Genomic DNA, 24427 nt, shown 5'->3' with positions numbered 1-24427 from the left:
AAATTGAGTAATGCTTGAGAGAAAATTTGAATCAAATAGAAATAACTTCTAGAGAAATTAACCTTTCCAGTTCTAATTGATCAGAGTAAGCAAGAAATAAAAAGAAACTAAAAAGCATAAAGTAAAATCAAGCAAGTGATGCTAAAAAACTATCTAAAAATCGCGTGGAGAAGCTTAGTCAGACAAAAAACGTTCTCTTTGATCAATGTCTTTGGCTTGTCAATCGGACTAGCATGTTTTCTGATTTTGTTAGCTTTTGTCAAGTTTGAAAGATCCTATGATTCATTTCATCCCGATCAGGACAAATTGTATCGGGTGGTCCAAGATGTGAGAAATGATCAACAATGGGCCTGGGTAGGTGGTGCAGCGGCAAGAATGCTGAGAAGTGAATTTGAAAACCAGCTGGATGAGGTGGTGAGTATTATCAAAATTTCTACTTATGCCAAAGCACCCGAAGGCCTCTATCCAGAAGATAGTTTTAGGGAGGATAAATTCATTTTCGCTGATCAGGGATTTGAAAGTCTTTTTGGATTTGAACTGATTTCAGGCTCTTGGGAAGGTGTTTTTGAAAATCCTTACCAAATGGTAATTACCGAAAAAATTGCTCAAAAATACTTTGGTGAAAGGAATCCAGTGGGAGAGGTTTTGACTCTTACTGGAGATCTCGATTTTGAAGTGAAAGGAGTCTTGAAAAATCCTCCGATGAATACGCACATGGATTTTGATTTTGTCTCCAGTATGGTCTCCTTTAAAACCACTGAAAATTTTCCAGTCACTGCCGACTTCGGGAGCTTTTGGTGGCCCCAAACTTACACGTATGTAAAAGTAGCCGAAAATCAGAGTGCTGCTGCTATCAGCGCGGCCATTCCGAGTGTTAATGAGAATTACCGAGATCCTGAAGAAGCCAAAAACTACATCCATTATTTACAACCCATATCCGATATTCATACCACCGCAGACTTCAGAGGTGAATGGACCCCTTCCATGTCGGAAAAGACACTTTGGATTTTTCTTTCCATCGGCATTTTTGTCCTTGTGCTAGCCTGCATCAATTATGTGAATTTGGCCACGGCGAGAGCTATCAAGCGGATGAAGGAAATTGGCATCCGAAAGGTAAATGGGGCCAAAAGAGGACAATTGATCGGACAATTTCTGATGGAATCTATCCTCGTGAATGGGATCTCTATTTTATTCGGACTTATGCTGGTGGTAATGATCAGTCCTGCTATTGAGCGAAGTATAGGTCTGATTATCCCAATCGATGTCCTTGGTGACTGGCAATTGCAAGGCTTGATTCTAGGTATTTGGCTGGTAAGCTCCTTGGTTTCTGGTATTTTCCCAGCATTTTATCTCTCGGGTTTGAGACCTGAAATGATCTTAAAGGAATCTACCTTGGGAAGAAGTAAATCCGGTTTGAGACAGTCTTTAGTGGTCTTTCAATTCGTTCTTTCGACACTACTCGTGTTTTGTGCTTCTGTGGCTTACTTCCAACATACCTACATGAGCAATGCCTCCATGGGATTTGAATCAGATGGTCTTATTGCTGTAAAAATGGGTAACCTAGCTTTGAGTAATAGCGAAACATTAAAACAGGAACTTGCTAAGGTTCCCGGAGTAGAAGATGTGAAACTCAGCAGTGACAGACCTGGGGTGGATTCTGGTTGGAATCCATCGGTAGATTATCCGGGTATGCCTGACGATCTCAGTCAGCCAATCAATGTACAATACGTTGATTTTGATTATTTCGAGATGCTAGGAGTAGAAATGAGGGCAGGAAGGGAATTTGCTGAAGAAAGTGCAGACGGTGGTACCAGCTATATGATGCGGGAACAATTTGCTGCACTTGATAATGTGGCGATGATCGTAAATGAGGCAGCTTTACCATTTTTAAATAAATCTGCTGAGGAGGCGATCAGCTCCCCGCTCAGGGTCTTCACAGAGGAAAACGGTCAATTATTTTCTAATTACAAAGGAAATATCGTCGGTGTGGTAGAAAATTACCACACGCGAGATCTTCGCTATGCCATATCTCCAACAGTCTATCTACCAGTAGAAAATGCAGCATTTAATGGTGCACGCCATCTCATTGTAAAAGCCTCTTCAGGTTTTGATGCTAAAATGCTGGAGGAACTCCATGGCACTTGGAAAAAAGTGATTCCAGGACTTCCCTTTGATTACAACTTTATCGATGAAGCCATATCCATGCAATATGAGCAGCAAGCAAGAACCAGTTCCTTATTAGGTAGCTTCGCATTTCTCACGCTCTTGATTTCATGTTTAGGGATTTTGGGTTTGTCGATCTTTACTTCAGAAGCAAGAAGAAAAGAAATCGGAATCCGGAGGGTTCTTGGAGCTTCGATCGTTGGGATTGTAAATAAGCTTTCCTCTGAATTTTTGATTCTTGTTGGTATTTCCTTGGCTATAGCCTTGCCGATTGGGTATTGGCTTATGAAGGATTGGTTGGCTCAGTTTGCATACAGTATTCCACTTTCCATTTGGTTTTTTGTAGTATCCGGGGCAGTCTCCTTATTCTTAGCCTACAGCACGGTCTCTATTCAGTCTTTAAGAACGGCTCAAGCAAATCCTGTGGATAGCATCAAAAATGAATAATTGATTAAGAAGATAAGAAGTTAAGCCGCTCCCTAGCTAAAGCGGAGCATTGATATAAACCCACTCATATTTCCCATAAATCATGATTAAAAACTATTTCAAAATCGCAGTTAGAAACCTCTTGAAGCACAAGCTTCATACAGGAATCAATTTGATTGGGCTTTCCCTTGGACTTGGGGTAAGTATTCTAATTTTCTTTTTTGTCCAGTTTGAGCTGAGCTTCGATAATTTCCATTCAGATAGCGATCGGATTTTTAGAATCAAGAGTCATGAGCTGGTTGACGGGGAAATGCAGGAGAGTTTTAGTTCTCCCATGATTGTAGAATCCACATTTCGTCAAGAATTCTCTCAAATTGAGGCGATTACACAATACATCAGTGGGGGAGTTCAATCTATTCTTCCAGATGAAAGTACTCAGAGCCAGTCCTTTCGGATGGTTAACCCTGATTTTTTAGAAATATTTGGTTTTGAGCTTTTGCAAGGCGATCGAACTACTCAGCTTCGAGATAAGTATCAGGTAGTTATTACAGAAGAAACTTCTGAAAAATATTTTGGCGATGCCAATCCCATTGGGAAATCCATCCGAATGAAAATGGCGTATGAATTTATTGATTATCAGGTCACCGGGCTATTGAAGAATATACCTGCAAATTCAACACTTCAATTTGAAATGCTAATGCCGGTAGAAAACATGGATTTTTTCTCTGACGAGGAAGGTAGGACTTCTTGGTTTAGTGTTTGGGGAGCAAACATTGCGAAATTAAGGAGTCCTGATCAAGTTACTTCTATTCATGAATCCATGAATTCGGTAATGAAAAAGGCCCTAGGCGATGATTTTGTAGAAGGAGAATTTTATTTCACGCTTGAGCCTATCGAGGGAATGCATTTTTCTCAGAGCGCTGGCAATGGGGGCTTAGAAACTACCAATAAATCTTTGCTCTGGATTTTGGCAGGAATTGCATCGCTCGTTTTGTTAATTGCCTGCATCAATTTCACCACCATGGCTATTGGAAGGGCGACTAGCAGAGCCAAAGAAGTGGGAGTGAGAAAAACTATGGGCGCCAACTTTGGGCAATTGATACTTCAATTCTTGATGGAGGCATTCCTTACTACCATTATTGCAGCTGTGATCGGGGTGATTCTCGCTGAGCTTTTGCTTCCCACTTTTAATGACCTTTTCCAAAAAGAACTTGATTTGGTATATGGTCCTCTTCAGTTGCTGATTCTTTTCAGTTTGGTTGTGATCATAACTGGAATTGCTGGAGCATACCCTGCATTTTTCCTTTCAGGACTTCGTCCGATAAAAGTTTTGAAAGGAAATCTATCGATTCATTTTGGCAAGCAAGGCCTTCGAAAAGGATTAGTGGCTTTTCAGTTTTTCATCTCCTTTGTACTGGTGGCCAGTACCTTAATTATGGTCAATCAGATGAACGCTATAACATCCTATGACTTAGGATTTATCAAAGACGAGGTCATCATTGTGGAAGTACCAGATGTTCCTTCCACTAGTTTTGTGACTTCACTTCATGAAAGTTTCAAAAAGGCAGATATCTATAGACAGGCTCTAGTCAGTAGATCTGAAGTGGCTTCTGCGGCCATTTCCGTGGCCACGTACGGGGATGATGCCTATTGGCAGGTGGCTTTTCCTCAGGAGGATGGAACCCAGTTTAATTTCCTGGTCAATTTCGTTGCAGGGGATTATTTCGAAACGATGGGCTTGGAACTACTCCAGGGCCGAAAATTGAGTATAGATGCTGGCTCGGATAGTAGCGCATTTATTGTCAATGAGGCTTTTGCAAATTCCTTCAATTGGGATGATCCTACAGCAGAGATGATTCCAGGAACTCGTTTTGATCCCCATGAAATTGTGGGTTTGGTAAAAGATTTTCACCACGCTTCCTTGTATCAACCCATTGAACCAGTTTTGATTGCCAAAGCTCCATTGCCTGTATTTAGTGGAATTAGTAACCTTAGTATTCGCTCCAGCACCAATCCCAAGGTGTTGGTGAGATCAAACGGGGCAGATCTTGAATCCTTTAAGGCTCTTTTAGAAGAAGAGTGGAGGAAAATTTTCCCAGGCGAGGCCTTCAATTTTGAATTTATGGATGAGACCATCCAAGCTCAGTATCAAGCTGACGAAAGACTCGGAAAAATGGTATTTATCGCAGCATCAATCGCAATTCTAATAGCTTCTATGGGTCTGTTTGCCATGGTGGCTCTGTCTATTGCAGGTCGTACCAAGGAGATAGGGATCCGAAAAGTTCTCGGGGCCTCGAGCTGGAGTATTTCATGGATGTTTAATCGAGAATTCCTGATTATCACGCTAGTTGGAGTTTTGGTTGCCTTACCGCTGAGCTGGTATTTGATGCAAAACTGGATCGAACAGTTTGCAGTGAAAGAGTGGCCATCTTGGTTGAGTTTTCTGCTATTGGCACTTGGAGGAGTGGTATTTACTGGGCTGATTGTTTCTGGTCAGGCTTTAAAAGCTACTCAAATGAATCCGGTGAAGACGCTGAAAGATGAGTAGTGTTTGGAAGGCTGAATTCTAAAGGCTGAAGTGTGAAGGATGAAATGAGCAATGAACAGGTCCGAGGAGGATTTAGACCGTGAGTGTGAATTCTCAAAGGGGTAAAATACCCAAACCTGAAGGGGTTGAATGAACTAGTCCAGCTCCCGATGATCACCGTAAAAACTTTGGGAGAAAGAAAGAAAAGTCGAAAAAGGATAAAAAAACCTGTATTAACCAACTGATTATGCTACAGAATTATCTTAAAATATTTTCAAGACAACTCCTTGCAAATAAGGTGAATTCCTTAGCCAATATTGGTGGATTGACTATTGGAATTGTGGCTGTGCTGCTCATTGGGATTTATCTAAAATTCACTCTCAGTTTTGACGGCGACTTGTCGCAATCCGAGCAAATCTACCGTCTAAACCTGACATCTTCTGTTGGTGGAGATGAAATGGGCAAAAGTGCAAGGACTTCACCTGCGATGGGAATGCATTTAGCTCAAGACGTCTCTGATATTGAGTCTTTTTCTCGATTTGTAATTATGGGAGAAGTAATCGCTGGATTTGATGAGGATTACATTCGGGAGCTTCAGATTTTCTTAACCGATGCAAATTATTTTGACTTCTATGATTTAAATCTCAAGGCGGGTACTCTTCAAGAAATCAATGAACCCCTTACCGCATATCTTTCTGAGTCTACGGCTCAGAAAATTTTTCAAGAGGTGGATCCAATCGGAAAAACCCTGAAAATCAACAGTACAAATTTTGATGGAACGGTAGATTTTCAAGTAGCTGGAGTTTTTGAAAATATTCCAGAGAATAGACATCTCCGACCAGAAATCCTTGTTTCATATGCCACTCTCAATCATTTCATCGGAGACGAAATAGATCAGTCATTTGATTGGCTAAATCAATATACTTTTCTCAAAGTAAATGAAAGTGCAGATTTGAACCTAGTCACGTCAGCGGTAAACCAAAGCCTCCAGCGACACTATGGTGAACAACTGAAGAAAACCAATACGAAATGGGAGTTGGATCTTCAGCCGGTAACTGACATTCACACCAATCTCGACTATGCAGGAGAATACACGCAAGGTGTGGATGGCCAAAACCTGAAGTACTTTATATGGATTGGGGTTTTTGTTTTGCTCATGGTTTACCTCAATAGCATCAATATTGCCAATACGAAGGCTATCAATAGACTGCGAGAAATAGGAGTAAGGAAAGTGTCTGGTGGATCTAGGTCTCAACTGATTATCCAATTCCTTTTTGAGTCTTTGATGATCAATCTAATGGCGATTGTGCTGGGATGGTTGATCGTATTTTCTTTTGGTGGCTTGATCAATAAGTCGCTGGACCTTGGACTATCCGCAGATTCTTTTGCCATCAGTTCCTATTGGCCTTGGTTATTGGCTTTATGGGTTGGTGGTACACTTGCCTCTGGATTTTATCCTGCACTTTTGGTCAGTTCTTATGCGCCAGCTAAATCGCTGAAAGGGAATCTCAAAATCAGATTAAACCATGGTTTGATGCGTCCATTTTTGGTCTTACAATTAGTTTTTTGCTTGGTCATCATTTCGGGAGTCCTGACCATTTACAAGCAACTCGGATTTATGAGATCTCAGCATCTCGGTATTGAATTAGCTGATAAGATTGTCGTGAGGTCTCCAATGCTTTTTGTGGAGGGCAGTGGTAATTACCAAGAAAAAATGAAATCAACCATCGGCAGTCTTGCTCAAGTCAAAGGTATTGCAGCTGCTAATGAAATTCCTGGCAATGAGGTGTACTGGAGGTCGGATGCCATTCATATAGAGGGGAAAGAAAGAAACGGTGCTATGTTTAGTTTGCTTCATGTGAGCACGGAATATTTTGAGTTATTTAATCTAGATTTTTTAGCGGGAAAAATCTTTAATCCAAAAGCTGAGGGTGAAGAAGCAATTATTAATCAGCGCGCCTTAGAAGCCTTGGGATTTGAAGATGCTGATGCCGCAATTGGTAAGCAGCTACAAACTGGGAATGGTTTGGCTCGAATAGCTGGGGTGGTAGAAAATTACTACCAAGAAGGAGTAAATAGTAAAGTAGAGCCCATGATTTTATCCTATTCGCCCGGAGATTTGAATTATTACATTTTAGATACCGAGCCAACAGATAGAACGGATGAACTTATTGCCGAGGTAGGTGATGTATTTCGTACGAACTTTCCTCAATCTCCATTTGAATACTATTTTATAGACGAGCATTTTGACAAGCAATACAAAAGCGAAAAGCAATTCGTCAAGATTTTCGGTTTGGCTAGCTTGGTAGCCATCGTCGTTGCCATCATGGGTATTTTTGGTGTAACTTCTCAATTTGTACTTCAAAAAAATAAAGAAATAAGCATTCGCAAGATTCTTGGAGCAACTGGCGCAGAACTATTAGGGTTGATTTCAGGTGAATATGGAATTTGGCTTTCGGCCTGTTTCCTCTTGGGTATTCCCTTGTCATATTTTGTTTTTTCTGGATGGCTGCAGGAATTTCCAATCAGTGTTTCGCTGGGTTGGTGGTTTTACCTCCTTCCGGCTTTTATGGTTTGCTTGATTTTCTTGTCAGCCTCGGCTTTTCAAACGCTAAGAGCGGTATTGATCAACCCTGCCGCATTATTAAAAAATGATGAATAAGTGATCAAATGGCGGACTTAAATAGTCTACAAAACCTTTTTGCACATTAACTGAGCTATTCTATGTTGACCAACTATCTAAAAATCGCTTTCAGAAACTTATCTCGAAATAAGATGAGGTCGGTGATTCATGTTCTTGGCTTGTCCATAGGGATTGCCATTTGTTTTTTGATTTACAATGTGGTCAACTATTCGAATAGCTTTGACACCTTCCATCCAGATGCTGACCGCATCTTTAGAATTACAACCTTGACAGATTGGGGAGAAGGAGGGAATTATCCCAATTCTGGCACTCCAGGACCGCTTGGAGAGGTGATCGACACAGACCTGAGTGGGATCGAGGCTAAGGGTAGGCTCTACACGCTTTATCAAACTTTGGTGGCCGATCCTGAGAATCAAAAATCATTTGGCCGATCCGATCTGGTGACCTTCGCAGATCCTGGTTTTTTTGAGATTTTCCCCAGAAAATGGCTTGCCGGAAATTCTGCTTCCGCTCTTGAGTTGCCAAATACAGCGGTTATTTCCGAGACTAGTCTCCATAAATATTTTCCAGGTTCCCAGCCTCAGGACGTGCTTGGGAGAGAATTGATTTTTGTCGATACAGATAGTTTTCCAGCTCAGATTACTGGCGTGATTGAAGATTATAAACAAAACACTGATTTTATCTTTCAAGACTTTATTTCCTTTGCTTCTATTGCTACTGAGGAGCAAAAAGAGTGGTTTGGCATTCATTTATGGGGCAGTGTGAATTCGAGTTCCCAGCTCTTTGTAAAGGCGAGTGAAGGAAAAACCAAAGACAGTCTAGGCGAGGATCTTAAACCAGTTGTTTCCAAGTATTTTGAAAAAGAAACTGAATACGCCACAAGTTTTTTCGCCGAACCCCTTAGCGAAATGCACTTTTCTCAGAATTATTCCAATGATCAAGTCTCTAAAGTTTTTCTCAATGGGCTGATCTTTATCGGATTTATAATTTTGATTTTAGCTGCGCTGAATTTCATTAATCTTGAAACTGCCCAAGCGATCAATCGATCCAAAGAAGTAGGGATTCGAAAAACTATTGGTGGAAGCAGAAGTGAGCTGATTTTTCAGTTTCTAAGCGAAACCCTCCTATTGGTGGTTTTGAGCTCGGCCATTGGGATGATTTTGGTGGAAGGGTTACATATTTTATTTGCACCGTATTTTCCAACCAACTTTAGAATAGAATACACTTCTATTTTGAATCTTGGGTTCTATTTGGCATTTCCAGTCTTACTGGCGTTGATGACAGGGATTTATCCGGCCCTTGTCCTCTCTGGCTATCAGGCGCAACAGGCACTTAAAGGTGAGCTTCAAAAAGCAGGCAAATTTTCTCTGGGAGCTTTCCTTCGGAAAAATTTAACCGTGCTCCAATTTGCGACCTCCATTGCCTTTATCATCTTGGTGGTGGTCCTTCAGGCTCAATTGAGATTTGTAAGTAGTCAGCCGCTTGGTTTTGACAAAGAGGCAGTGCTTCATACTTCACTTCCTTTTATGTCAGATCCAAATGATATGCTGCTCCTTCAATCGCGTTTGAGCCAAGAATCCTCAGTTAAAGGTGCAAGTTTGAGTGGGAGTTTGGTTTCGTCTACAAGTTTGTGGACTTCAGATGCGGCCATTGCCAGAGATTCTGCCGATTTCGAATTTTTTGTTCAGGTTATGAATGTTGACTCTGCATTTGTGGGAGTGAATGGGATTCCGCTTCTGGCCGGTACGGACAAAATCAAATCTAGTGATGAGATTTTGGTTAACCGCTCTTTCTTGAATACCACTGAAATTGCAACACCGAATGAAGCCATCGGTCAGGAGGTCCGGCATGCCGACCAGCAGTTTAGGATCATTGGAGTGATTGATGATTTTCATTCAAGAACCTTGCGCGAAGACATTCGGCCAATGTTGATGAAAACAGAGCCAACCTATTTTCAGACCATTTCGGTCAAGCTTCAGAGCGACCAAAATTTGTCCATAGCCAAAGAAAACTTAGAACGAATATATGCCAGCATCTATCCGGAAGAGCAGGTTTCCTTCGCTTTTTTGGATGCAGAAATTGACAAGTTTTATCGTGAAGACATCAAAATCAGAAACGTCTTGGGTTTTGCCTGTGGATTGGCAATTTTGATTTCCTGTATGGGCTTGTTTGGACTTTCATCATTTACCATAGCCCAACGCACCAAGGAAATCAGCATTCGAAAAGTACTAGGGGCGAGCTTCCAGCAGATCTTAATCTTGATTTCGAGGGAATACGTGATCCTTGTGGGAGTATCCTTTTTGCTAGCAATTTATCCCGCCTATTATTTCTTGAATGACTGGCTGGGTGGATTCCACAATCGAATCGATATGCCCTACATCATATATCTACTTTCCGGATTTGGGGTACTTGCGATTTGTTTGCTGATTGTAGGGGTTCACTCTTATGTTGCTTCTTCTAATAACCCTGCGAAGGTGTTGAAAAGCGAATAATTAAAGGGGCCGAATCCATAGTCCAAAGTCGAAAGTAGACTTTGGATAATTTGATACCTTTCTTTATCGAAAAAATCAATGAAGCCCCATTGGTGTAATACATATTTTTAAATAAGTTAAAAAGAGGAATATTCGGATGAAAAGTTAACTTGCAGAAGAGCCTGCTCTGCTTTTAAGTTGTATTTTAATCCGCGTGACCATGTTTCGAGTATTCAATCTTATTTTATTTTTAGGCTTTTTAATGACTGGGAGTAGCCTTGTTGCGCAAGAAACAGGTTTTACGAAACTCTTTAATGGTAAAAATCTTGATGGATGGATTGGGAATAAAGACTCCTATCGGGCAGAAAATGGGATGATTGTGATCAATCCTGATGGCGATGGTGGAGGAAATCTTTACACTGAAAAGGAGTACGGTAATTTCATTCTCAATTTTGAATTCAAACTAACACCAGGCGCGAATAATGGACTGGGAATACATGCGCCACTCGAAGGAGATGCAGCCTATGTAGGTAAGGAGATACAGATTTTAGACAATCGAGCAAAAAAATATGCTGAGCTTCAGGATTATCAATACCATGGATCCGTCTATGGCGTGATTCCTGCGAGACGTGGTTTTTTGAAACCGGTGGGTGAGTGGAATAAACAAACGGTAATCGTAAATCATCCGAAAATCCAAGTGATTCTCAATGGAACAACCATTCTTCAGGGAGATTATCTCGAGGCGAGCAAAGAAGGTACTCTGGACAAAAAAGAACACCCAGGTCTAGAGCGCAGCTCCGGGCATATTGGTTTTTTAGGGCATGGAGATGTCCTCTATTTTAGAAATATCCAAATCAAGGAATTGAAATAACAATCATAAAATTCAAACAGATGAAGCAGCAGCACTTGTCAAATGACAGAAGAGAATTTATCAAAAAATCAGGGCTAGGCCTTTTAGGTTTGTCCATAGCGCCTTCGCTTTTGGCGCAGGCTAGAGCAAACGGAAGGCTGAGAACCGCGCACATTGGAGTAGGAAATATGGGAATGGAAGACCTGAAGGCTATTTCTTCTCACGAGTTAGTGGATGTAACAGCGCTTTGTGATGTAGATAGCAATAACCTGGCGGCAGCCCAGAAGATGTTCCCTAATGCAAAAACGTATTCCGACTATCGTGTGATGCTAAAGGAAATGGAAGGGGACGTGGATGCCGTGATCGTTTCCACTCCAGACCATACACATGCTCCAGCATCTATGATGGCGATGAAGATGGATAAGCCGGTCTACTGTCAGAAGCCTTTGACGCATCATGTGACAGAAGCTCGGGCGATGAATAAATTGGCAGCCAAGAAGAATCTGGTTACTCAAATGGGGATTCAGGTTCATTCCTTTTATGATTACAAGCTAGCCACACTGCTCATTCAAGATGGGATTATCGGCAAAGTTCATACTGTTCGCGCATGGTCTCCCAAAAACTGGGGATATGATGGGCCTCCTCCTGTGGGGAGCGATCCGGTACCCGAAACTTTAGATTGGAACCTTTGGCTAGGAACTTCAGCAGAGCGACCTTATAAAAAGGATGTTTATCATCCTGGAAACTGGCGCCAACTGGTCGATTACGGATGCGGGACATTGGGAGATATGGGCGTACATATTTTTGATACTCCGTACAATGCCTTGGAGCTTGACGTACCACGGACAATTGTCAATGAATGCCGCGAGCCAAACGGTTTTGGATATCCGGTGAATAATACGGTGACCTATGAATTTCCTCAGACCAAGTATACTGCAGAAACTCTCAAGTGGGTGTGGTATGATGGTCCAGGAGCGCCACCAGAGCACGAAGATTTAAAACTTCCAAATGGAGAACAGCTGCCGGATCAGGGAGCGATGTTTTTGGGAGAAAAAGGAAGATTGCTTTTACCACATTTCCAGCAATTGCCGCGTAAAATCGTAGATGGTCAGTATGTGGAAATGGACATTGAGAAATATAACCTTGGAAAGCCAGTTAAAGACTACGCCTCTGAAAGCAAGAAGCATTATCATCAGTTTGTCGACGCTTGCTTGGGCAAAGGCGAAACCACTGCTCCTTTTTCCTACTCAGCTCGCTTGACTGAGACTATTTTGCTCGGGGTGATTGCAGGGAGATTCCCTGGCCAAACACTTCACTGGAATAGTAAAAAGGCAAAGTTTGATGAGAAGGAAGCGAATAAGTATTTGGATTCGAAATACAGAAAATTTTAGGAGCAAGACCAAAGAACCAATAGACAAGAATCAAGAGATAAGACTTTGGTTCGGAGATTTTAAAATTCAGGAACCAGAGCCAAGTTGATAAGTGAACGGATCTTGAATAACGAGTTCTGATTTGGTAAATCGTTCGCTAGCGAACAAAAATGTTCGTCTAAATTACGGTCCAATCTATAAAAAATAGCCTCAGAAGCTTATTCTGGGGCTTTTTTTATGGCATAAAAGTGGGGTAATGGTCTGTGTCATTTTGAAAGCTAAACCAACTATCTCGCTTGACGAGCAAAACCAATCAGACTATTTAAGGCTATGTGGAAAAACTATCTAAAAATATCTTTTCGAAATCTAAGAAAGAGAAAGCTTTACACAGCGATCAATTTACTAGGATTGACTGTGGCACTTGTCAGTTTTATTTTGATTTCACTCTACATAAAACATGAGTGGAGCTATGACAGAATGTACACTGATTCGGACCGGATTTACAGATTCACCCAGAGTTTCGCATCTATGGGGGAAAATGAATTGTACAGTAGTACGCCATCTTCTTTGGTACCGACAGTTTTAGAAGAGTTTGACGAAGCAGAGTCCGCTACACTCATCTTTGACTTGAGTATTTTTCAATCTGTTGTGATTGATAATGCGGGAGATTCTCAGGAGGAGAAAAAATTTGCCCTCGCCGATTCACGGTTTTATGAGGTCTTTGATTTTGAGATGCTTACTGGTAACCCAAAGACTGTACTGAGTCAGCCCAATCAACTAGTGCTTACGAAATCTACTGCCGAGAGGTATTTTGGATCGGTCTTGAGTGCTGAGGGAAAGACCCTCAAGGTGGATGGGCAGGATTATTTGATTTCTGGCGTGATGGAGGATTTTCCGAGCAATAGCCATATCGATTTTGATTTTATAGCCTCATTTCTCACGCATCGCCATGGCAAAAACCCAGAATGGTCGCCGAGTAACTATTATACCTATGTCAAGCTTAAAGAAGGCGCTGATCTGGACATTTTTAAATCCAAGTTGGATGTCATGAAGGATAAGTACTTAGGTGCGGATATGGAAGAATATGGCTTTAAAACTGCCTTTTTTCTCCAGCCAGTGACGGATATTCATCTGGGGGATGAGTCTCTCAATAATATCAAACCTGTCACGGACATCAAGTACTTATATATTTTCGGGATTGTCGCCATTCTATTAATCGCAATTGGGGTAATCAACTATGTGAATCTGGCTACGGCTGAGGCAACTGAGAGGAATAAGGAAGTAGGCCTTAGAAAAGTGATGGGAGCTGGTCGTTTTCAGCTTTTTGGACAGTTTGTCTCTGAGTCCTTGCTTTTGACTTTCGCGGCGATGCTTTTGAGTATTCTATGCATTTACCTTTTGGCTCCTCAGTTTTCGAGCTTTAGCGGTTTTCCAATAGGTGGAGGGACCTTGCTTTCTCCTGAAGCGATTGGGGGCCTTGCAGTATTGCTCTTACTTGTAGGGCTCTTGGCTGGGATTTATCCCTCATTGATTCTTTCTGGGATGGAGCCTATCAAAGCTTTGGGCAATACCGTGAAAATAGGAGGAGGGGCTTGGGTAAGAAAATCCCTCGTAGTATTCCAATTCTTTATTTCCATGGGACTTTTGATCGCCACATTTATTGTCCAATCTCAATTGAACTACATGCAAGATGTGAATCTGGGCTATGATCAGGAACGCTTGATTTCCCTTAGCTATCACTATAGCATGCGCGATGGAATTTCCACTATCAAGGATGAAATGATCCGTAAGGGTGCCGCCCGATCTGTCGCTAGAGCAGCTGATAGTCCAATTTTTATTCAGGCTGGTTATAGTATTTTTCCCGGTGGGGATAATACCGAGGAATTTATGATCACTGGATACTCTGTGGATCGTGATATTGTAAAAACTCTCGATTTGGAATTGTTGGCAGGTGAAAATTTTACCGAAGCTGATCCTACCCGACAAGAGGCTAGGAAAAGTGAGGCAGTACATCCGGTTTTATTCAATGAGTTTGCTATTAAAAAAATGGGTTGGACGGCTGAAGAGGCCATAGGTAAAAATGTGAATTTGGGTTTTGGAATGGGAGTGATCAAAGGTGTGGTTAAAGACTTTTATTTTAATTCCCTGCACCACGAAGTGGGACCTTTGGTGATCTATAATGACCCTGATAATGCCAATGTATTGCTCGTTAAATTACCAACAGGAAACCCTGCCGAGCATCTGGCTGCCTTAGAATCTGTATGGAAGGAGACTGTGGCTAATAGACCTTTCAATTATGAATTCGTGGATGCGGCTTACGGTCAAATGTATGCCTCCGAACAGCGAATCAGTCAAATCTTCGCTTTGTTTTCCGGGATTGCGATATTCATCGCTTGCATGGGTTTGTTTGGGCTCGTTTCGTATGTGGCCTTACGAAGAACGCGCGAGATCAGTATCCGGAAAGTATTGGGTGCCACCCAAACCAGCGTAATCCAAGTATTGGCAGCGGATTTTTTCAAATTACTGGTCATATCCGCGGCATTAGCCGTAGGCTTCGGGCTTTGGTTTGGCAACTCTTGGCTTCAAGATTTTTCCAACCGAACGGAAATCACCATCTGGCCTTTTGCCATGTCAATAGGTGTAGTACTACTCTTGGCGATCCTGACGATTGGATACCGGGCCTGGAAAGTCTTCCAGTTAAACCCTTCCAAAACTCTCAAAAGTGAATAAATAGAATACTAAAGAATGATAGAACTAAAAGAGATCGATAAATTTATCGAATCGAGATTTCAACGAATTTTCATCCTCAAGGGGATTAACCTCCAAATTAATGAAGGAGAATTCATCACCTTGATGGGGCCTAGTGGAGCCGGAAAATCCACCTTACTCAATATTTTGGGTCTACTTGATGAAGATTATCAAGGCGACTACCTTTTCGGAGATCGGAGCATTCGAGCTATGCGAGAGCGGGAGCGATCTGCTTTGCATAAAAGTGAGTTTGGCTACATTTTTCAGGCGTACCACTTGATCGATGAATTGACAGTTTTTGAAAACATCGAAACTCCGCTTTTATATAGAAAAGTGCCCTCTTCGGAGCGTAAAAGCATCATCGCTGAATTGCTTGATCGATTCAATATGGTGGCAAAAAAGGATCTTTTTCCCGCCCAGCTTTCTGGAGGTCAGCAACAATTGGTAGGAATTGCGCGGGCGATTGCCGGCAAGCCTAAGGTTTTGCTCGCTGATGAGCCTACAGGGAATTTGCACTCCGGCCAAGCCAAAGAAATTATGGAGGTTTTTCAAGAACTTCATAAGGAAGGGACCACCATTATTCAAGCCACTCATGCCAGAGAAAATGCGGATTACGGGACACGCCTGATCAATCTTGTAGATGGAAAAGTAACGACAGATGAGAAAATTATTCATGGATAGATTTTGCCTTGCCCTCCTCTTTCTAGGAATTTTCAGTAGCCAAGTTTGGGCTCAGGATACCTTGCGAATGGATTTCTCAGAGGCTGTAGAAATAGCTCTTGGCGCCAATCTGGATTATCAAATTCAATCCAACCAAATGGAAGTATTGAAGAAGGAGAAGCAATCTGCCTTCGCCTCTCACTTTCCGGCGGTTAATCTTGGGACTACTTTTGCAAGACAGTCTGGACAGCAATTTCAACAGATCGAAGGAGAAATTGTGGTTACAAATGTGACCAACGAGATTATTTCTTCAGGATTGAATGTGGACATGCCTGTCTTTAACTCGGGTAGAAGAATATTTGACACTCAATCTGCAAAGCTGGCATTTGAGGCGGGAGAAATGGGTCTGGAGAGAGCAGCTCAACAGGTTGTCTTTGATGTAGCACGTTTGTATCTGCAAGTGCTCTTAGATCAAGAGCTTTTGCGCATAGCTCAAGAAAACCTCAATAATCAACAACAACTACTTGAGCAGATTACGGGTTTTGTGGATGCAGGCTTGAGAACCCTTTCAGACCAATACAATCAGCAATCTGAGGTGGCTCGAGTTGAATCCACTGTGGTAGATGCTGAGATCCAATATGAAAATGATCTTTGGGACCTAGGAGAATATCTTCAGTTGGAGCCTGGGGTAATTCCAGGTTTGACTCAAGTGAGCCCAGAAATAGACGCATTGATTTTCGAAGGAATGCCTGTGGATGAGCTTTATGAAATAGCTCTAGAGAACCGTGCTGATATACAGCAGCAAGATATGTTGATGAATTCAACGCGTAAGGATTTGAAGGCCATTAAGGCAATGTATTATCCGAGACTTTCTGCCTTTTACAACTACACCACCTTCTTTACTTCTCTAGACGATCGCTCTATCCAAGAGCAGTTGTTGACGATCTACCCACAGAATAACTTGGGTTTAAATCTTCAAATTCCAATTTTTAATAATTTTCGAACCAGAGTGGATGTGAGCAGAGCCAAGGTAGCTTTGATGAATCAAGAACTCCAGAAAAAGTCTTTGGACAGAAGTATTTACCAAGATGTGCGCCTGGCAAATCAAAACTATCAAGCGGCTATACGCAAAGAGAAAAACACTCGAGTCCAAGTCTTGGCAGCTGAGGAGGCTCAACTAGCAGTAGCGGAGCGATTTAGACTTGGACTTTCGAATTTCGTCGATTTGTCAACTGCCAATCAGCAATTGGTACGTGCCAAAGGAGATCTGGCTCAAGCAATTTATACCCTGTATTTCCAAGAGGTGATTATGCGACATGCGCTTGGAACGCTCAATCCAATGGGCTTAAAATGAGAAAAGGGAAGCTAATTAGCTTCCCTTTTTTAGTCTTGGGTTTTATTGACAATTTTAAACTCATTCATGACTCGATAAGCCGCTCGAGTTAAGTCAGCCTGAAAATCAGGAGATCCGGGATCAAATGCAGCGGCTGTATATCCTTGCCAAATGGTATTTCCACCCTTATTGTCAATCACATAAATAACAAGCATTCCGTTGTTTTGACTGTATTTTACTTGATTGTAAGTTTCATCTTTTTCTTGCTCTTTCTTCAAATCCCCATTTTCATCTCTGTAAGTATATCCAGTGCGCTGAAGCCAATAATCCAACTCTGGCTGTACATAACCCCGATATCTGATTGAATCCAAAAAAATCTTATAGCTCACCAGCATGTCTGGATTATTTGTGAACTCTCGGAAGCCTTGGGATCCGAGTCTGGCACCAATGGTCGATGTCATGATAGGTGTGACTAATAAGGTGTCTTCCACATCAGGTCTGACGAATGCGAATGTTTTGTAATTTTTAAAAGTGCCTTGGTAATTGTAATCATATTCCGTCACGTAGTCTTTTTGGGAAAAGCATGAAGAAATTAAAAGCCCCAAGCCAATCACAACGAGTAAATTTCTTTTCATATGAAATGATATTTAAAGTGGACAATCGCTAATTCCCTCAGTTATAAATATTTGAGGTAAGTTAATCCATAAAAGAAACAAGCGCAAATCAGATCGTCCACCTTATAAGAATTGTAAACCAGTTGACCATAATCATTTATCAACTGGTTGAAAACAGAAAAAAGAAATCATTCGATAAGTTCCAGTTTGGAGTGTTACCTTTTTTTATTAAAATTCAAGCTAGTACTCTCTAATGAATATAGTTCTTACAAAGAGGGCAACGGGGTTAATTTAGAACAAGACATATGGAATTATTCAAATTTTTCTTTGAAGTGCCACTCATCCTTGGGATGATGCTATTTGTGTCCATTGCAGTGAGTACAAGTTTATTGATTTACTACTGGTCTCACAGGCTCATGGCAGCCCATCTAAAGAAAGAACACGAACGTGCGGGACGAGTACTTTTTAGGAATTCAGCTGGACTTTTGGCTCTAATACTGTCTTTCACCTTCGCAAATGATCGGATAATTTATTACCAAATCAAGGATTCCCTCGTTGGAGAGGCTTCTCGGATAGTAGATATGTATATGGATTTGGAGGAATATAATACTCCAGAGGCTTCTCAAGTAAATCAGAATATTCTCTCGTACGTTAATTTGATGGTGGATGAGGATTACATTATAGCGGACGGTAATCCTTTTGCTACAGCTACGATGCGGGAATTTCGCAAGATTTATCAGGGAATTCATGACTTGACCCCTACGACAGAAAAACAGAAATACTTGGTTCAAGACCTATACTCTGATCTGGACGGACTCTCGGATAACATGCAAGTGAGAGTCTACCAATCAAATAATCGGGGAAATTATGTCTTCTACATCCTTTTGGCAGGACTTTTTGTTATGATGATAATTTTTGGGATATATAAGCCTGATAAATTCAATTTACTTTTTCTTGGTTTATACAGTGGTTTCATCTCTTCTGTAATTTTCTTTATGATTCTTTTGAGTGAACCTTTTCAAGGACCTTTGAAGATCCAACCTGAACCCTTCCTGATATTAAAGCAAGCAGTAGACAACAGGGAGTAATTCCTATAGCTTTCTGGTTAGTTCTAACAATGCTCTGCTGAAAATTATCTGTGCTATTAGATCTTTTTTAGAAAGCGCTTGGGTTGTACAAGCGAGCTTAAGAACAAATCAGAAATTTTGATTTCCCAGTGAGCAAAATTTACAGTATGTATTTGTTCTACAAACATAAAAGATATATATTTCATTCATATTTGTAGAATAAATCAATTTCAGATGAAAGGATACCATTTAGGGGAGTTGGAAGAGCTTATTTTGCTTACGGTAGGGATCTTGGATCAGGAGGCTTATGGGGTTTCTGTTTTGGAGGAAATAAAACGGCAAACTGGCCGCAAGGTCAATATCAGCGCAATTCACACGGTTTTGAATCGATTAGAAGATAAGGGGTTTTTGACTTCTCAAATGGGTGGTGCCACAGAAGAAAGGGGAGGAAGGCGCAAGCGACTTTTTAAGTTATCTGGCACAGGAAGGTCTGCTATCACCGAAATAAAGGAGCTTAGAAATAAGCTCTATGACCAACTACCGCCACTTGCCCTAGACTTCACATATGGATACTAAATTCAAGCATTTCCCTCCTAAATGGGCAGATAGGTTTTTGGAGTTTTATTGTGCTCCCACCAAACTGGAGCAGATCCAAGGAGATGCGTACGAGATTTTTTACTTGAATCTGGAAGATCGTGGTTTAGCCTATGCTAGGTTTCGCTTTTGGATTCATGTGCTCAGTTTTTTTAGATGGAGTAATATCAAACGAATTAAAACCAACGAATACCCCTCAAATCCAGGAGCTATGATTAAGAGTTATTTGAAAATCGGATGGAGAAATATCCTCAAGCAAAAGCTGACTACTTTTATTTCTGTTTTTGGGCTTTCACTTGCAGTTGCTTGTAGTTTGGTCGCCTACTTATTCATTGAGCAGATTTGGTTTAAAGGAATGCTACAGCCCAACAAAGATGAGATCTATCAACTCACCTACACTGTGGAAGAGGAAGATGGGAAAGTGACTTATGGGACCGTCGCTGAGCCAATTGCAGAATTGCTTTCTCAGGAGTTTTCACAGATCAAATCACATACTCGAGTTCGTCAGGGCTTTCCCGTTTTGATCCACAAAACGGATAGCTATTATCAGCGGGTCATCTATGTAGATCCCGGGTTTATGGAGATGTTTAGCTTCCGTATGGAGCACGGGTATGCCGGTGCTCTTCAAGAGCCCAATCAGGTGATTTTGACATATGAATTAGCAGAAAAGCTCTTTGGAGATGTATCTCCCATCGGTCAGGAGCTGTCTTTAGTGATCGAGGGTAAAGAGGTCCAATATAAAGTCGGAGGTGTTCTGCAGAAGCTCAATGACATGGGCATGTTCAACTTTGATCTTTTGGTCAATTTTGAAAGTACTGGTTCCTCTCGTGATGAATTGCCACTTCAGGAAGCTTGGAATGCTGAGCTTTGGACTTTTGTCCATCTGGAGAAGGGTGTAGATCCAAGCCAGCTGAAAGCGGGGCTGCACAGCCTAAAGGAAAATCAAAATCAAATCAATCCAGACAAGCCTTACCTAAGCTTAGACTTGCTTCCATACACTGACTTGGTTTATCAGATAGGAAAAATAGAGCGTGGTGTCCGTGATTTTTTGGGTTTGGGACCACAGATCCTACTGGGGGCTATCAGTTTATTTATCCTAATTCTTGCAGTCTTTAATTATATCAATATTTCCATTCTCATGGCCTCTAGGCGCCTAAAGGAAATAGGTGTGAGAAAAGTAATCGGAGGAAAGAGAGGTCAATTGATCGCTCAATTTCTCAGTGAGAATTTATTGGTTTGCCTTTTGGCGGTGGTGCTTGGTTGTTGCTTAGCTTTCTTTATTCTCCTTCCAGGATTCAATCAAATTGCCAACAAAAGCTTAAGTCTAGATCTGCTTCACAACCCATATATTTGGACATTTTTGATCGGGTTGGTGGTCTTTATTACTTTGGTGTCAGGTTTATATCCAGCCTTATTTATCTCTTCATTTGAGCCGATCAGCATTCTAAAAGGGAATCAGAAGATAGGTAGTAAAAGTATGCTCACTAGTTTTCTACTTACTTTTCAGTTTGTCTTAGCTATCATTGGCATAGTGGCAGGGGTGGCCTTTGTGCAAACAAATCATATCAATGGAAACCGTGACTGGGGGTATGATAAGACAGATAAAATCATCGTAAATGTCCCCAACCGGGAGGAATATTTTACGCTAAAAGACAAGTTACTGTCCATGGCGAGTGTAGAGGAGATAAGTGGGAGTCATGGTTATGTAGGGAGCTTTCCAGCGGAACGTGAGGTGGTCTTTCAAGATCAAAAATATACGGTGGACTATTTGGAAGCAGAGGCAAATTATTCCTCAGTGTTGGATATGAAATTGAAGCTGGGTAGACTTCCTGATCCCGAGAAAATCAGTGATCGAACGGAGGCAATTCTGGTTAACAATGAGTTTATGGAAGATTTAGGATTGACGTGGCCAGTGGACGCCTCATTCTCGATAGATTCTTCAGAATATCGAATAATTGGCATCGTCGAGGATTTTCATTCGGTCTATTTTCAGCGTCCCATCGTCCCCACCATTATTCGCGCTAGTGAGGATAGTACTTTTAATTATCTCACTTTAAAGATGAGTCCCGGGACCGCTGTATCTGCTATGGATCTGGTAAAAAAGAACTGGAGAGAAAGTTTCCCTAGAGAAATTTTTGAAGGACTACTTCAGGCTGATGTCTTTGATCTAGAGCAAAAGGACACCAAGGGTGTACAAAAGATACTTTTATTTGCGGCTGTATTAGCTGTTTTGCTTTCTGCTATGGGGCTTTATGGGCTAGTTTCCTTAAATATGTCTTCAAGATTAAAGGATTTTAGTCTAAGGAAGGTTTTTGGTGCTAGTCAGGAGCAATTATCATTCGGACTCATGAGACGTTATTTGATCATGTGGATGATAGCGAGTTTACTCGGTGGAGGGCTGTCCTATTTTGTCATAAATCTCTTCTTGAATAGCTTTTTTGCGTTTCACTCTGGTGTTGGAATATTATCCATAGGGATAAGTTTGCTATTCTTATTAGTGGTGATATTCCTCACTGTGGGAAGTCAAATTTGGAAAGTCTTGAACACTAATCCGGCAAAGGTTTTGAAAACTGAGTAGAAGGTTTCTGAAATTCAGTCTCAATCAGAAGCGCTTTTTTTGATTCCTAAGAGAAAGTCTTGCTTAAGTTATAATCATCTCCTGATAATACTATTTCAGGAAATTATGATGTTTGGCATTTTTATTGGTATGAAAGTCAAATAATAGGTGGAGAAATTATTTTTTGAAAAATTTTTTTCAAAAAATATTTGATCTCTTACCTATTTAAAGAAACTATCCATCCTTAAAAAAATGCAAATGAAAAAATTATTACTTAAACCCAAACTGCTGATTGTTGCGGCTTCCATGATTGCTTTTGCTTCATGCGTGTCAGAAACTGAGCCTATCTTAGTCGAAGAAGAGAATACTTCTTTGGAGATTTTAAATTCCGAAACAAGTGGAGGAGAAAACCTGAGAAAGGGAGATCGAGTCGAAAGAGCTTACTTTGAGAGATTTTCTAATCAGTTAAGACAAGTAGACGCAAATGATGTTCCAGTTTCACCCCAAACGATTCCAGCATTTTTTCCAGGTGTAGGTGTAGGAAACTCCACTCATATGGGAAAAGCTATGACCTTCTTGAATCAAGTTTCACAGCTCGGTGAAAACGGACTAGAGACTGTAGGTGCACCAGTCACTCAATTTTTTTCAGATGAGTTATCCGACCTAGGTATAACAGAAATTCCTGATATTGTGAGTTCAGTGACAACAGATGGAAAGGGTAATTCAGTTTGGTTTAAAAACATTAATAATGTTGTTACTCCTGAATCTGAAACAAAATTTAATTTCCAAGCAGAGGTGGAAATTGTAGGAGGTACAGGTAAGTTTGAAGGTGCTACTGGAGAAGGGACAGTAGTTGGTTTCTTTGACCCTACGAATGGTTCAGGTGAAAGCACCATTCGAGGCGAAATCAAATATTAATCTATTGGACAAAATAGAAAAAACCTGGAGCGTTAATGCTTCAGGTTTTTTTGTGCCCAGAGGTTGTTAGATTTTTTCAACTAAAACCTATTTACCTACCTCGCAAATCAGGATATTTGAATGTTGCGTTTTAGAACAAAAAAAGCCATCCGAATTAACGAATGGCTTTGTGGGACCACCTGGGCTCGAACCAGGGACCATCTGATTATTATTCAATGAGATAATTTACCAAGGATGTATAGATATTAAACATAAATTCGATTTCTTTAGAGTCATTTTAAATTCATTGCATTTTTTTTCAAAATGAGAGCTTAAGACTAGACCAAACATTATTTATAAATAATTTTTATCGAAAAAAACCTTTTAATTCTACATTTAGATAGTTACAATTATTTTTATCCAATTATTTAATTGAGGAAATTAAATAATTGTTGTCTTTTATGTATAAATAGTCAGTAACTTAATTTAGTTTTGATAATTCTATTACTGAAATCGTCCCAACTAAGTAAATATTATTGGTTAATGGATTAATCGTTAATGAAGCTTTGAAAGGGATATTTACCGTACTTGTTTCAATTATGTTTCTGGTTATCGATATCCCTATATCGTTGAATCCCGCCTTGTCAGCATAAAAAGTTGGGCCGGAGAAGTTCGTCCAACTATATGAATAGCCGGCATGAACCAGTAATTTGGCCTTGTTAAGCTTCGTCAAATAGCTCAATTTAACATATTGAGAATACCGTTGATCCCCTCTTCTTAGCTCAATTCCGTCCTCCTCATCTTCCGGCAACACACCGCGGTCGCGACCAAAAAGAAAAGTGGATGATTTTAGTATGAAATTCTTGGAAAGGCTTACTTCTGCCATGAAGTCCAGCAATCCACGGGTTTTTTCTGGGTTGAAATCAAAGAATCCTGAAGGGGTTGGAATGTTAGTGATTCCTTCGGTGAAGTTGTAATACCAATCAGCCCGAATATTGAATCTGGGACGGTAATACATAAGGATCAGGTCCGTTTCTGTGTAACCACCATTGGTTGAAGCACCACCGTAGAAGCCTAGGACAAAGTTTCCCGCTTTGATACCTCCAAGCGTAGAAAAAGCCGGTGCTCTGGAAGGCAATAACCCACGAAACACATTCATAGTTTTGAAGGTAAAGGAGAGATCCCAGACCACCTTATCTTTGGCACTCACCTGGATGACGCTATCTTCGATCAAATAATTATCATTTTGCGCAAGAGTCTTACCGGTTAATAGCAGCATCGATATGAGAAATATGGCAATCTTGGAACTCATAATTAGTCTTTTCTTAAAATTGAATTGATCCACTTAGCATTGAATTGTGCGAGATCTTTTGCCCTTTCTAAATAAAAGTTCGTTAAAAAACATATATACTACTTTAAAACCCGCATCATAGGATATTTCAAATGCGCCAGAATATGTGCCTGAAAGATTTTCGCAAAATTAAAAGCAGCACTATCTTCTTATCG

Annotated in this window: 15 protein-coding genes; 13 read left to right on the top strand and 2 right to left on the bottom strand. The window is 40.8% G+C overall.

The window, feature by feature from the left end; translation table 11 throughout:
* The first annotated feature begins 138 nt into the window (after positions 1 to 138).
* The 9 genes from ACFOSV_RS16235 (at position 139) to ACFOSV_RS16195 (ending at position 17213) form a co-directional block, all read left to right on the top strand.
* Positions 139 to 2610 (top strand): ABC transporter permease, encoded by a 2472-nt coding sequence (locus tag ACFOSV_RS16235; RefSeq protein WP_377907096.1) that lies wholly within the window; start codon positions 139 to 141, stop codon positions 2608 to 2610.
* A gap of 82 nt (positions 2611 to 2692) precedes the next feature.
* Positions 2693 to 5137, top strand: a complete 2445-nt coding sequence (locus ACFOSV_RS16230; RefSeq protein ID WP_377907095.1) for an ABC transporter permease — start codon at positions 2693 to 2695, stop codon at positions 5135 to 5137.
* A gap of 226 nt (positions 5138 to 5363) precedes the next feature.
* Entirely contained in the window at positions 5364 to 7778 is a 2415-nt protein-coding gene (locus tag ACFOSV_RS16225; RefSeq protein ID WP_377907094.1) for an ABC transporter permease, read from the top strand.
* 62 nt (positions 7779 to 7840) lie between these two features.
* Positions 7841 to 10252 carry an ABC transporter permease gene (locus ACFOSV_RS16220; RefSeq protein ID WP_377907093.1) on the top strand — a complete coding sequence of 804 codons (2412 nt, stop codon included), beginning with the start codon at positions 7841 to 7843 and terminating at the stop codon, positions 10250 to 10252.
* A 199-nt stretch (positions 10253 to 10451) separates the two neighbouring features.
* Positions 10452 to 11102, top strand: coding sequence for a 3-keto-disaccharide hydrolase (locus ACFOSV_RS16215; protein WP_377907092.1), 651 nt, complete (start codon positions 10452 to 10454; stop codon positions 11100 to 11102).
* Between the two features lie 20 nt (positions 11103 to 11122).
* Complete coding sequence (locus ACFOSV_RS16210; RefSeq protein ID WP_377907091.1) at positions 11123 to 12472, top strand: Gfo/Idh/MocA family protein; 1350 nt, start codon at positions 11123 to 11125, stop codon at positions 12470 to 12472.
* 309 nt (positions 12473 to 12781) lie between these two features.
* A complete protein-coding gene (locus tag ACFOSV_RS16205; protein WP_377907090.1) occupies positions 12782 to 15181 on the top strand; it encodes an FtsX-like permease family protein in 2400 nt (799 codons plus the stop codon).
* A gap of 15 nt (positions 15182 to 15196) precedes the next feature.
* Complete coding sequence (locus ACFOSV_RS16200) at positions 15197 to 15880, top strand: ABC transporter ATP-binding protein (protein ID WP_377907089.1); 684 nt, start codon at positions 15197 to 15199, stop codon at positions 15878 to 15880.
* Positions 15858 to 17213: a TolC family protein gene (locus tag ACFOSV_RS16195; RefSeq protein ID WP_377907088.1), complete on the top strand. Its 1356-nt coding sequence runs from the start codon at positions 15858 to 15860 to the stop codon at positions 17211 to 17213. The genes ACFOSV_RS16200 and ACFOSV_RS16195 overlap by 23 nt, the downstream gene beginning before the upstream one ends.
* Positions 17214 to 17242: 29 nt before the next feature.
* On the opposite strand, the gene ACFOSV_RS16190 is transcribed toward ACFOSV_RS16195, so the two are convergent.
* A complete protein-coding gene (locus ACFOSV_RS16190) occupies positions 17243 to 17827 on the bottom strand; it encodes a DUF4136 domain-containing protein (RefSeq protein WP_377907087.1) in 585 nt (194 codons plus the stop codon).
* A gap of 284 nt (positions 17828 to 18111) precedes the next feature.
* Here ACFOSV_RS16190 and ACFOSV_RS16185 point away from each other — a divergent pair, with 284 nt between their 5' ends.
* The 4 genes from ACFOSV_RS16185 (at position 18112) to ACFOSV_RS16170 (ending at position 22942) form a co-directional block, all read left to right on the top strand.
* Positions 18112 to 18894, top strand: coding sequence for a bestrophin-like domain (locus ACFOSV_RS16185; RefSeq protein ID WP_377907086.1), 783 nt, complete (start codon positions 18112 to 18114; stop codon positions 18892 to 18894).
* 213 nt (positions 18895 to 19107) lie between these two features.
* Positions 19108 to 19449 (top strand): PadR family transcriptional regulator, encoded by a 342-nt coding sequence (locus tag ACFOSV_RS16180; RefSeq protein ID WP_377907085.1) that lies wholly within the window; start codon positions 19108 to 19110, stop codon positions 19447 to 19449.
* The gene (locus ACFOSV_RS16175; RefSeq protein WP_377907083.1) at positions 19439 to 22045 is read left to right on the top strand and encodes an FtsX-like permease family protein; all 2607 of its coding nucleotides are present in this window, start codon (positions 19439 to 19441) and stop codon (positions 22043 to 22045) included. The genes ACFOSV_RS16180 and ACFOSV_RS16175 overlap by 11 nt, the downstream gene beginning before the upstream one ends.
* 237 nt (positions 22046 to 22282) lie before the next feature.
* Positions 22283 to 22942 carry a hypothetical protein gene (locus ACFOSV_RS16170; RefSeq protein ID WP_377907082.1) on the top strand — a complete coding sequence of 220 codons (660 nt, stop codon included), beginning with the start codon at positions 22283 to 22285 and terminating at the stop codon, positions 22940 to 22942.
* A 460-nt stretch (positions 22943 to 23402) separates the two neighbouring features.
* Here ACFOSV_RS16170 and ACFOSV_RS16165 read toward each other — a convergent pair whose 3' ends face one another.
* Positions 23403 to 24233 (bottom strand): hypothetical protein, encoded by an 831-nt coding sequence (locus ACFOSV_RS16165; protein ID WP_377907081.1) that lies wholly within the window; start codon positions 24231 to 24233, stop codon positions 23403 to 23405.
* Positions 24234 to 24427 lie beyond the last annotated feature (194 nt).

The organism is Algoriphagus namhaensis, assembly GCF_042649705.1.
Classification (GTDB): Bacteria; Bacteroidota; Bacteroidia; order Cytophagales; family Cyclobacteriaceae; genus Algoriphagus; species Algoriphagus namhaensis.
This window is presented reverse-complemented; position numbering and strand designations above follow the sequence as displayed.